Origin of the sequence: Algoriphagus zhangzhouensis (genome assembly GCF_900148515.1) — a bacterium.
Lineage (GTDB): Bacteria > Bacteroidota > Bacteroidia > Cytophagales > Cyclobacteriaceae > Algoriphagus > Algoriphagus zhangzhouensis.
The window spans coordinates 221,150-233,507 of the sequence record NZ_FRXN01000005.1; the positions used below are offsets into that span (position 1 = coordinate 221,150).

The following is a 12,358-nucleotide window of genomic DNA, read 5'->3' on the forward strand; positions in this document are numbered from 1 at the left end:
TTATGCTACGTAAAATTAGCGGAGTCATGTTGGTCTGTCTTTTTTTGGCAGTCGGCAGCTTATCTGCTCAGCAAAAGAGATCCCTTACTCATGATGATTATGATGGGTGGGAAAGTCTATCTTCCAATAGAATTACCAAAGATGGTAAGTGGGTAGGCTATATGATTTCTCCACAAGAAGGAGATGGGAGGCTTGAAATTCTTTCTTTTAAGGATGTTTCCAAAAAGTTCGTGATTTCTAGAGCTCAAGGATGGAGTTTTTCGCCAGATGGAGCATTTGCTGTTGGGAAAATTGAACCACAGGCTGATTCAGTGAGACTATTGAAACTGAAAAAGACCAAAAAGGATGACATGCCAAAGGATAGCCTTTTTATCTATCAGATGGCAAATGGCAACTTGGAGAAAATGGCCAATGTAAAATCTTTCTCTATTCCTCAAGAGGAGGGAAGTTGGATTGCTATTCAGTTTGAAAAAGAAAAACCAGCGAAAAAAGATCCTTCCGATTCTACAAAAACTGAAAAACCGAAAAAGACAGATGGCACAAAGCTGTTGGTGAGGTCTTTAGACGGTTCAAAGTCTTATGAATTTGAAAGAGTAAAGAGTTATGGCTTTTCCAAAAATGGTGACTTCCTTCAGTATGTTTTAGCTGAAGAAGACACCTTAGATAATGCCGCTATTCAACTTTTGAACTTAGCGACAGGTGAATCCAGTCTTTTGCATGAGGGGAATACCAGTTATGAAAGAGTTTCTTTCTCTCCAGAGTCAAAATATCTGGCATTTGTCAGTACCAATGATTCAGCTAAGGCTGAAAAGCCATATTATGAGATTTTCTTGACTACAACTGCTTCTCCTGATGTGAATGTTTTGATAGGAAACGAAACTCCAGGATTACTTGAGGATAGTAGAATTAGTTCGGATGCTTCAATTCGTTTCTCTGAGGATGAATCTAGAATGTTTTTTGGTGTGATGGATGATTATGTGGATTATGACTATGAATCTGACACCACTATTTTGGATGAGGATCGCGTAAGCTTGGATATCTGGGGATGGCAAGATGCTGAAATCCAACCAATGCAGTTGAAAAACAAATCTCGTGAACAAAAAAGAACTTACACGGCTACTATTGACTTGAGTGATAAGCAAGTTGCTCAATTGGAAGATAGAGAAGTCAACAATGTGGTTCTGGAAAGTAAAATCGAAAAAGATTTTGCTTTAGCTTGGACGGATGCTCCTTACAGAAGGAACTATAGCTGGGATATCCAAATCGGTAGAGATTTATATGCTGTAGATATTGAAACAGGAGCTAGAACCTTGATTGAAAAGAATATCTCTGGATATCCAAGCCTTTCTCCAGAAGGGAAATATGTTTCCTGGTACTCTGGAAGGGATAGCTCTTGGGTTGCTTATGATTTAGCTTCCAAAAAACAAATTGACTTGACTGAAGGTATTGAAGGAGTCGTTTTTTATGATGAATTGCACGATTCCCCTTCACTTCCTGGTTCTTATGGATCTGCAGGATGGTTGGCAGATGATGCCGCGATCTTGATTTATGACCGATTTGATATTTGGAAAATTGATCCAAAAAATCCTTCGGCTGCAGTTAATCTTACTTCTGGTGAAGGAAGAAAACAATCGATCCAGTTTAGAAGACAAGACTTGGATAGAGAGGAGAGAAGTATCGATCCAAAAGCTACTTTGTATTTGACTGCTTTCAATGAAATCAATAAAGAGTCAGGGATGTATACTGGTAAAATCAATGGTGGAGCTCCAGCTAAAATCATTATGACTCCGCATAGATATTATGGCTTGACCAAAGCGAAAGATTCTGATGAGATCATAATCCGAAGAAGTACCTATAATGAAAATCCAGACTTGTATTTGGGTGATCTTTCTTTGAAGAACCTTAAAAAAGCTTCTGATCTTAACCCACAGCAGGCAGGAATCAAATGGGGTTCTGTAGAATTGGTTGATTATTTAGCTAATGACGGCACTCCACTTCAAGGATTGTTATTCAAGCCAGAATATTTTGATGAAAATAAGAAGTACCCAATGATGGTGTATTTCTATGAAAGAAACAGTGATGGTCTATACAATTATAGAACTCCTGCTCCATCTGCTTCCACTATTAATATCCCTTACTTTGTAAGTAATGATTATGTGGTGTTTGTTCCAGATATTAAGTATGAATTGGGCCTTCCAGGACCATCAGCATATGATTGTATCATTCCTGGAGTTCAGTCAGTAGTGGCAAAAGGTTTTGTCGATAAAGAAAATATGGCAATCCAAGGACAAAGCTGGGGAGGATATCAAGTTGCGTATTTAATCACCCAAACAGATATGTTTAAAGCTGCTGGTGCAGGTGCGCCTGTGGTGAACATGACTTCTGCTTATGGTGGAATCAGATGGGGGACTGGGATGAGTCGTATGTTCCAATACGAACAAACTCAATCAAGAATCGGAGGGACTCTTTGGCAAAAGCCTCTTTATTATATTGAGAATTCTCCTCTGTTCTTCATGGATCGTGTGAATACTCCGGTTTTGATTATGCATAATGATGAAGATGGTGCCGTTCCATGGTACCAAGGCATTGAGATGTTTATGGCTTTGAAGAGATTGAATCAGCCTGCTTGGTTGCTTCAGTACAATGGGGAGGACCATAACCTTCGCCAAAGAAAAAACAGAAAGGATCTTTCTGTAAGATTGAGTCAGTTCTTTGATCACTATTTGAAAGGAGCTCCTGCTCCACTTTGGATGACAGAAGGTCTTCCTGCAGTGGAAAAAGGAAGAACTTTGAAATATGAATTGAATGATAAATAAGAGAAGATCCTCGGCTTAGGTCGGGGACTTTTTTTAGCTGAAATCCTGGATTTTTGAGATTTTATTGTCCTTGAATTCAAATATTGATTTGCCTTCAAAATCAAGTTTGTCCCCTTTTCTAGGGCCATTTGGAATGTCTATCCTTAAAGTCGCTTGATAGGAAATTGTAACTTTAGAATTACTTTTCTGATGAGTGATATTCAATATGGATTGATTTCTTTCTGAAAAATACCCCAATGCTTCCAAAGCTTGATTTTTAAATGCTTTTTTTCCAACCAAAAAGTGAGTCTTTTCATCTCCAGAGAAGTTTTCAAAGATTAATTCTGAATGAAGTGGACTGAGCATTTTCTCCACTTTCATGTCATTGTACGCAGAGATGTATTCCTTAATTAGAGTTTCTCTTTCCTGATTTTTCATATGAAGGGAATAAAAAAAGCTGAACCTTAATGATCCAGCTTGATATTTTTAAACTGCTACAGGTGCTTTAATATGCGGGTGTGGATCATAATTGACCAATTCAAAATCTTCGTATTTGAAATCAAAGATGTCTTTTACTTCTGGATTGATTTTCATGGTTGGAAGCGGTCTGAAATCACGACTTAATTGCAATTCAGCTTGCTCCAAATGGTTTAAATAAAGGTGCGCATCTCCAAACGTGTGAACGAATTCGCCTGGTTCCAAATCACAAACCTGAGCAATCATCATGGTGAATAGAGCATAAGAAGCGATGTTAAATGGAACTCCCAAGAATACATCTGCACTTCTTTGATAAAGTTGACAGGAAAGTTTGCCGTCGGCCACGTAGAATTGGAAAAGAGTATGGCAAGGAGGAAGAGCCATATTGTCTACATCCGCAACATTCCAAGCACTCACGATATGCCTTCTGCTATCAGGTTTGGTTTTGATTTGATGAATCAGGTTTTTGATTTGGTCGATTTCTCCACCTTTTCCGTCAGGCCAATGTCTCCATTGGTACCCATAAACGGGACCTAAATCCCCATTTTCATCAGCCCACTCATCCCAGATAGAAACCTTGTTGTCTTTGAGATAGGTGATGTTACTGTCGCCTTTTAGAAACCAAAGCAGCTCTATAATGATACTTCTCAAATGAAGTTTTTTGGTAGTTACCACAGGAAAACCTTCAGAAAGATCAAAACGCATCTGATGTCCAAAAATGCTGATGGTACCCGTTCCCGTCCTGTCGGATTTCTTGGTTCCTTCACTCAAAATCTTCTTCATCAAATCGTGGTACTGCTGCATTTTTTTCGGGTTTTAAAGACCTCGGCAAGATACTAGGTTCCTTGAAAAATCGGAACTTGAAAAAGAGAAACTCAGCGATAATAATTTTAAATCTTTGACAAATCTTGTCAATTATTAATTCGCCTATTCTGATTCAGGTGAAGAGTTTTCTAACTGAAACGTCGCAGATACTGGATAATGATCTGAATAGTCTACCTCTCGATGTGTTTTGAAATCTACAGCTTTCAAGCTTTGAGATGTGAAAATATGGTCGATCCTTAAGAAGAAAAGAATTTTGTTGTAGGTAAAGCCAAATCCTCTTCCAGCAGTTTCAAATGCGTTTTTCAAAGTTTTGCTCAGCCTGAAATAGGTGTTTGAGTAGGGGATTTCATTGAAATCACCCATAACAATTACTGGGTGTGGACTATTGGCTATATGTTCTTCCAAAACTTTTAATTGCTTGCTTCTTTCCAAACTTCCACGGTGCAGTTTACCCAAAGTTTGTCGGTATTTTTCTTTGACACCGTCAATATTGTCCAAAGATTCTGAGTCGATTTTCATGGACTCCAAATGACAGTTGTAGATTCGGACAGTATCTGAATTGTATTTTATATCTGCGAAAATAGCTCCGTTGGTGTGTTGGGCTTCAAATACCTTCCCATCATTGACAATAGGGTAGCGCGAAAAAATTGCCAAACCATAAGAATTTCTTTTTGGCTTGCCTTCAATGATTTGATAGGAAACTTCCAATCCAGAATCTTCGCCCAATAGTTTTACAGCATTTCTGGATGGAGTTGTGGAGTTCTGATAAAACTCTTGAAAGACCTTCACGTCTGCAGGATGGTCTTGAAGCCAAGTGAAAATATTTGGATCAAACTTTCCTCCATTTCTCCCTTTATAATTGAATAGATGAGCATTGTAAGTCAACACTTGGAGTCCTTCGGGATTATCTGTTTTTGGATTCAGTTGAAATGTGATTTCAGCAAATCGATAACCTATTAGCAATGCTGCCAAAGGGACAAAGGCTAATTTTCTCCAAGAAAGAGTAAGGATGATAAATAGGAAAAAGTTGATCAGCCAAGCAACTGGTATCAAGAATGGTAAAAGCCCAACATACGGGAAGTCCTCTGGTGAAATAAATACACTCCCAAAAACTAATAGCGTACAAAGGAAAAGAAGCCAAGTAAGAAATCTCATGAAATAGATTCCAGATTATGGTAATAGTTTGGTTTAATTTAATTGGTAATCTAATCCTCAAACGGATTCTTTCCGTAAAGAAGCAAAAGAGAGGCTAGAAAATGAAACTGTTTATAAAAATGTCTTTTTACCTGAATAAATTTTTGAACAACATCAGGCAGGAATTTTGCATACGATAAATTATCCTTTTATTTCAGTATTAAATTGAAACAATATGAATAACCGCTACACAATTTGGGTCTTTGTTATTTTTGGAGCATTACTCTTTTCCTGCTCATCTAAAACTTCTGAGGAAGCTTCTACCGAAATGGAAACTATGGAAAGTACTGAAGAGTCTTCTGAAGAATCTAGGCCTAGCCCGTTGGAAGTCAAAACTGGTCAAATTTCTGGGAAGGATTTTCGAGTTCAATACGGCTCTCCAGCCGTTAAGGGAAGAGAATTGTGGGGTGATTTAGTTCCTTATAATGTGGTGTGGAGAACAGGTGCAAACGAAGCTACTTATGTGGATTTATCCGCTGATATGACAGTAGAAGGTAAAACTTTGGCAGCTGGAAAATATTCAATGTTTACCATTCCAAAGGAAAATGGAAAGTGGACTGTGATCTTCAATTCAGAATGGGATTTGGAACATGGACATTTTCAATATGATGAGAAAAATGATGTTTTGAGAGTTGAAGTTAGCCCAGAATGGGTGGCGGAAGCTCAAGAAAGGCTGTCCATAGATATTGAGTCACCTGGATTGGTGATTCGTTGGGAAAAATTAAAGTTGCCAATAACAATTCAGTAAGATTTTAAAATATTCCAAAGCCCTGAAATTTTGTTTTCAGGGCTTTTTTATTTGGATTTAGTGGTTTTTCACTGATTTTAGTAAAAAGAATCTTTCAGCTAAATTCGCTACCTATCAAAGACCCTGTCACCCATGAAATATATAGGTTTCATTTTTGTTTTTCTTTTGACCTTGGCCTTAGGATATTTTGGTTCAATCCCACTTGGCCCAGCTCCTCCTATTGTTCCATTATTAGATCCCAATCATGGGTTTTGGCAGCAAACCAAAAGTGAGGATGATTTTGCGGAGGAAGAGATTACTTTGGAGAATCTGACTTCACCGGTAAAGGTGACATATGATGAAAATTTAATCCCTCATGTTTTCGCTAAAAATGAGGAAGATTTATATAGGATTCAAGGATACGTAACAGCGCAGCATCGACTTTGGCAGATGGAGTTTCAGACAATGGCAGCGGCAGGGCGAATTTCTGAGATTGTTGGCCCAATTGCTTTGGATCTTGATAGAATGACTCGTAGAAAAGGGTTAGGGTACGGAGCAGAGTTAGGAATAAATTTTTTGCAAGAAAAGGATCCTGAGACATTAAGGTTTTTGGAAGCATATGCAGATGGGGTGAATCAATATATTGATCAATTAAGTGATGCTAGATTACCTGTAGAATATAAAATTCTCAATTACAAGCCTGAGCACTGGACTGCATACAAGTCCTTACTGCTTTTGAAGTATATGTCTGATATGCTTGTTGGGGATAAGGACTTAGAATTTTCAAATTTGAGGAAAATCCTAGGTGAGGAACTTTTGAACAAGTTGTATCCAGATTTTCCAATTGATAATGATCCTATTATTGAAGCGGATCATGTTTGGGATTTTCAACCTATTCCTATTTCCAAACCAGATAGCCTCAATTATCCAAACGATGAATTGGTAATAGAACCTTTGCCACAGCCTGAAGAGGGTACCGGCTCAAATAACTGGGCAGTTTCTGGATCAAAAACCAAAAGTGGCAATCCTATTCTAGCAAATGACCCTCATTTGAGTTTAAATCTTCCCTCTTTGTGGTATAGTATGCAATTGAGTACCCCGGAGTATTCTGTAAAAGGAGCAACCTTACCAGGGGCATTAGGTGTGATCTCTGGATTTAATGAAAATGTGGCTTGGGGAGTAACCAATGCCACTAAAGATGCTCGGGATTGGTATAAAATTACTTTTCAGGATAATAGTCGATCGACTTATAAATATGGAGATGAGTGGCGAAAGACTGAATTTAGAGTAGAAGAAATCAAAGTAAAAGGTGAGGAAACCTTTTTGGATACGGTAGTCTATACCCATTATGGCCCTGTTGTTTATGATCGGACCTTTAGAGGAGAAAGACAAGATGCAAATTTTGCCTTAAAATGGACTGTTCATGAAGGATCCAATGAGCAACGCACATTCCTGATGCTCAATAGATCCAAAAATCATAATGATTACAACGCGGCCTTGGATAACTTCACTGCTCCTGCTCAAAACTTTGCTTTTGCGTCAAAATCAGGAGATGTAGCGATGAGAGTCCAAGGGAAATTTGCTTTGAAATGGCCTGAACAAGGGAAGTTTTTTATGGATGGAGCTGATCCAAGGATGGAGTGGCAACAATATATTCCCAATGATCAGAATCCGAGTACATTGAATCCCGAAAGGGGATTTGTTTCTTCGGCGAATCAACATCCCGTTGCTCAATCCTATCCTTATTATGTTTTTGACAATAGTTATGAGCATTATAGAAACAGAAGATTGAATAATCGTTTGAGAGAAATGAATAATATCACAGTTGAGGATATGCAAGCTCTCCAATTTGATGATTACTATTTACATGCTGCAGAAGCTTTACCAGTCATGTTAGGCTTGCTTGGAGAACCATCTGAATTGAGTGACATAGCAGCAAAATTTCTAGAAGAAGTGAAAGGATGGGACTTATATGCAGATCCGAATCAAAAAGGGCCTACGATTTTTTATCTGTGGTGGAATGAAACGTACAATCAGATTTGGAAGGATCTAAGCAATTTGGAAGTACCTGTGGTAAGACCCAATAACTATCAGACAACGCTATTAATGAAAACAGAGCCTGAGAGCTCGGTTTTTGACTTAAAAAGTACTTCAGTTACTGAAAATGCTTCTGACCATGTGAAGAAAGGATTTGAGGAGATGGTAGAAAAATTGGAAAAATGGACAGAAGATGAAGGAGATTATTCTTGGGCAAATTATAAGAGAACTACAATTCAACATCTTGTACCTCAGTTCAAATCTTTTTCAGTAGCAAATGTTTATACTGGAGGAGGAAGAGGAATGTTGAATGCGACCAGTGAAAGGCATGGGGCAAGTTGGAGAATGGTAGTAGAACTTGGAGAAGAAATAAAAGCTTATGGAGTTTATCCTGGAGGGCAATCTGGAAATCCTGGGAGTAAATATTATTCCAATTTCATCCCCCTTTGGGCAAATGGAAAATATTTGGATTTTGCACTGAGAAAGGAAGATCAAGATTTACCTGTTTTGTTTAATACCACATTTAACCCTGTAAAATGAAATTTTTTGGAATCTTAGTCGTCACCATTTTAGTGGTTGTTTTTGTAAATCCATTTCTGCCTTATTGGGCTGTTATGGTTATTTTATTTGTCATCGCGGCATTATTAAAACCAGGGAATTCTGCGGCATTTTGGGGAGGAGGATTTGGTATGGCTCTATCTTGGATTGGGCTTAGTTTATATTTGACAATCAATTCAGGAAGTGATTTACCAGATAGAATGGCTCAGATTATAGGAGCCCCTTCAGGCACTGTGTTGATGGCTGTAACAGGGGTGATAGGCTTTTTTTTAGGAGGATTCTCTTCCTTGAGTGGTAATTTATTCAGAAACCTAATCAAACGGAGACCTACCAATATTTACCGAGGATAGGTCTTTAATTCATTTTTTGAGGCGTTTTAAGTATAAATTCTAGAGGGATTATTTTTTCCAATTCTTTCTAATGAGTACCTTTGTTACTCACTTATTCAGTGTTTTTTAATGTTAGAATCGCTAATCACCTCAAAGACTCGATTGAGGCTTCTTGTGAAGTTTTTTGTCAATGACAGAAATCAAAGTCATCTAAGAGGATTGGCAGATGAGTTTGGTGAGTCTACAAATGCTATCCGAAAGGAACTGAATAACTTGACTCAGGCAGGGATATTGCTCAAACATTCTGAGAAAAATAAGATATCCTATCAGGCGAATACCCAACACCCCTTCTATATCAACATTCGAGACATAATTCGAAAATATTTAGGACTAGACATGTTGCTAGAGCAGATTTTGGAACGTATGGGTGAAGTTGGTCAAGTTGTTTTGGTAGGAGATATCTCCAAAGGAATTGATTCTGGGAAAATTGATGTGGTAGTGACAGGTGAGAATCTGAACAAAGATTATATCAAATCCCTGACAAAAAGAATAGAAGAGATGATTGAAAGAAAGGTGGTCTTTATGCTAAAAAATGACCGCTATGAAAGCAATGGTCTTGTTTTATTTGATACTAAAATAGGAGTCTAAAGCAATTTAGACTTTGTGAATTTAATAATCCCTTCTAGGCGCATATGTGACTGAAAGGGCGAAGCTGTACCCAATTGAGGATTGTGAATAAATTGTTCGAAATTGAATTTTCATCAAACCATTCGGATTTGAAAAGCGAATTGAAAAATAACCTAGTATTTGGAATAAAGAGTCTTCTTTTGATTCTTGTGGCGTTTTTTGTTGCCTTCCAAGTCGAAGCCCAAAGCTTATCTGATATTCAAAATATCAAGGTTGATAATTTGTCAGATGCTCAAATAGAGCAATTGATCAAAAGAGCTGAAGCAAGTGGATTGACAAGCAATCAGTTGGTAGGAATGGCCAGAGAAAGAGGGATGCCAGCAGCAGAAGCAATGAAACTGAGTCAACGAATCTCTCAGCTTCAATCTGCTGCAAATTCAACTGGTACAGGAATAGGGAGTTTCGGAGGTCGATCCATGACAGGTGAACAGGGGATAGATATGTTTGATTCCTTGAGAAGATCAGATCCATATTATGATCTCACACCAACACAAAAGAAAATTTTCGGTTACAAGCTGTTTCATAACAGATCATTGGATTTCAGCCCAAGTTTGAATTTGCCGACACCCTTGTCTTATGTGATAGGTTCCGGAGACCAATTATTAGTAGATGTGTATGGAGCGTCCCAGCAATCATTTGATTTGACAGTAACACCGGAAGGTAGAGTCTTATTGCCCAATATTGGTCCTATTCAAGTTGGTGGTTCCACCATTGAAGCAGCTTCGGCAAGAATTAAGACAAGTTTAGGTAGAATCTACTCTGGCCTTTTGGGGTCTAACCCAAATACTTTCCTTCAAGTTAGATTAGGAAATATTAGGTCCATTAAAGTTTCTATGGTAGGAGAATTGACCAAGCCAGGAACATACACTTTGCCATCTTTTGCAACTGTTTTTAATGCTTTGTATGCTGCTGGAGGTCCTAATGAAAATGGCGCATTTAGAAATGTGCAGGTTTATCGTAATTCGAAATTAGCGGCGACGGTAGATATTTATGAGTTTCTATCAAAGGGTGACCAAAATGCCAATATTGTACTTCAAGATAATGATGTAGTAATAGTTCCTCCTTTACAGGCAAGAGTAGAGGTGATTGGGCCTGTGCGAAGGGAGGGATTGTTTGAGGTGAAGCCAAACGAGACTTTATCAGACCTCTATATTTACACTGGAGGATTCCAAAGTCTTGCTTATAAGGATAGAGTGACTGTAAGGAGAATCGAAAATAATGAGCGAAAAGTTTTTGATGTTCCACAGTCCGAATACGCTACTTTCCAACCAAAAGATGGGGATGAGATTTTAGTAGGTGAGGCTTTGGAGAGGTTTACAAACAGAGTTCAGGTAACTGGTTCGGTTTATCGACCGGGCGAATTTGCTTTGAGCTCTGGCGGCCTAACTGTCAAGCAATTAGTTGAAAAAGCTGAAGGATTGAGGCCTGAGGCATTTACAACAAGAGCAACACTCTATAGAACAAGTGATGATTTGACATTAGCGGCGGTTCCATTAGACCTCAAGGGAATTTTAGATGGTACAAGTGCCGATGTTGAATTGAAAAATGAAGACTTGTTATTTGTTCCAAGTAGATATGACATCCAAGAGGAATATTATGTGAAAGTTTCTGGTGAAGTGAATTTTCCTGGAACTTATCCATTTGCTTCTGAAATGACTGTAGGAGATTTGGTCCTGAGAGCAGGAGGGTTTTTGGAATCAGCAAGTAACTCTTCAATTGAGATTGCCAGAAGAGTTAGGGATAGCGGTTCCGGCAAAATTGCAGATGTGATCAGTTTATCTATAGATGCAGATATGAAATTATCTCAAGAAGAAGCCAGTACTCCTCTGAGTCCATTTGATCATATTTTCATCAGGAGAAGACCTGGATTTGAACAAGAGCAGTTGATCACAGTCAAAGGTGAAGTTAGATACCCTGGAAATTATGCTATCACTTCAGCGAATGAAAGAATTTCAGATGTCATCAAAAGATCTGGAGGACTTTCTCAGTTTGCCTATCCAAAAGGAGCAAGTTTGATTAGGAGAACGATTTATTTTGAAGGACCGACTGAGGAAGAAATTCGGGAAGATAGATTAAAAGAACTTCGGGATAATTTGGATCCGTTGAAAAATAGAAATACAAATGAGGCTGAACAGATTTTGTTCGAAAGGATTGAAAGAAAACTCGAACAAATTGAGGAAGTAAAGGCCCAAGAAGAAAGAAGTAGATTCCAAGAGAAAATCTTTGAAGTATCTAATCCCTTAGATAGTTTATCTATTGATTCTACACTGAATGCATCAAGGTATAAAGAAGAGGATTTGGTCGGGATTGATTTGGAATATATTATGGATCACCCAGGCTCAGAGGCAGATTTGATCCTTTTTGAAGGGGATGTGATTCAGATTCCTAAACAACTTCAAACAGTTAGGATGGTAGGAGAGGTGCTACTACCTACTACCACAAGATTTGAGAAAAATAAAAGCCTTAAAGCATATATCTCAAAAGCAGGAGGGTTTACCGAGAATGCAAGAAGATCCAAAGCATATGTGATTTATGCCAATGGAGATGCAGCAAAAACCAAAAGCTTTTTAGGAATAAAAAATTATCCAAAATTAGAACCGGGAGCAGAAATTGTTGTTCCCAAAAAACCTATTCGAGAAAGGATGAGTGCGGCTGGATGGATAGGTATCGCGTCGAGTTTAGCAACATTGGGAATTCTTGTTGAAAGATTGATTAATTAATACCACAAT

9 protein-coding genes are annotated in these 12,358 nt (G+C 38.2%); 6 read left to right on the top strand and 3 right to left on the bottom strand.

Translation table 11 applies throughout. From position 1 onward, the window contains the following. Positions 1–2: 2 nt before the first annotated feature. Positions 3–2,816 carry a S9 family peptidase gene (locus BUF13_RS17145; RefSeq protein ID WP_073573039.1) on the top strand — a complete coding sequence of 938 codons (2,814 nt, stop codon included), beginning with the start codon at positions 3–5 and terminating at the stop codon, positions 2,814–2,816. Positions 2,817–2,849: 33 nt separating this feature from the next. On the opposite strand, the gene BUF13_RS17150 is transcribed toward BUF13_RS17145, so the two are convergent. The 3 genes from BUF13_RS17150 to BUF13_RS17160 all read right to left on the bottom strand — a co-directional run bounded on the left by BUF13_RS17150 (position 2,850) and on the right by BUF13_RS17160 (position 5,252). Next, entirely contained in the window at positions 2,850–3,233 is a 384-nt protein-coding gene (locus tag BUF13_RS17150; protein ID WP_073573040.1) for a nuclear transport factor 2 family protein, read from the bottom strand. Positions 3,234–3,281: 48 nt separating this feature from the next. Beyond that, positions 3,282–4,076 carry a thymidylate synthase gene (locus tag BUF13_RS17155; RefSeq protein ID WP_073573041.1) on the bottom strand — a complete coding sequence of 265 codons (795 nt, stop codon included), beginning with the start codon at positions 4,074–4,076 and terminating at the stop codon, positions 3,282–3,284. A gap of 123 nt (positions 4,077–4,199) precedes the next feature. After that, positions 4,200–5,252, bottom strand: a complete 1,053-nt coding sequence (locus BUF13_RS17160) for an endonuclease/exonuclease/phosphatase family protein (RefSeq protein WP_073573042.1) — start codon at positions 5,250–5,252, stop codon at positions 4,200–4,202. A 214-nt stretch (positions 5,253–5,466) separates the two neighbouring features. Here BUF13_RS17160 and BUF13_RS17165 point away from each other — a divergent pair, with 214 nt between their 5' ends. The 5 genes from BUF13_RS17165 (at position 5,467) to BUF13_RS17185 (ending at position 12,349) form a co-directional block, all read left to right on the top strand. Continuing rightward, complete coding sequence (locus tag BUF13_RS17165) at positions 5,467–6,039, top strand: DUF2911 domain-containing protein (RefSeq protein WP_073573043.1); 573 nt, start codon at positions 5,467–5,469, stop codon at positions 6,037–6,039. A gap of 132 nt (positions 6,040–6,171) precedes the next feature. Further along, entirely contained in the window at positions 6,172–8,595 is a 2,424-nt protein-coding gene (locus BUF13_RS17170; RefSeq protein ID WP_073573044.1) for a penicillin acylase family protein, read from the top strand. Beyond that, positions 8,592–8,963: a hypothetical protein gene (locus BUF13_RS17175; RefSeq protein WP_073573045.1), complete on the top strand. Its 372-nt coding sequence runs from the start codon at positions 8,592–8,594 to the stop codon at positions 8,961–8,963. Before BUF13_RS17170 ends, BUF13_RS17175 begins: the two co-directional genes overlap by 4 nt. Before the next feature lie 108 nt (positions 8,964–9,071). Further along, the gene (locus BUF13_RS17180; protein WP_073573046.1) at positions 9,072–9,590 is read left to right on the top strand and encodes a transcriptional regulator; all 519 of its coding nucleotides are present in this window, start codon (positions 9,072–9,074) and stop codon (positions 9,588–9,590) included. Between the two features lie 128 nt (positions 9,591–9,718). Next, positions 9,719–12,349 carry an SLBB domain-containing protein gene (locus tag BUF13_RS17185; protein WP_243839759.1) on the top strand — a complete coding sequence of 877 codons (2,631 nt, stop codon included), beginning with the start codon at positions 9,719–9,721 and terminating at the stop codon, positions 12,347–12,349. Positions 12,350–12,358 lie beyond the last annotated feature (9 nt).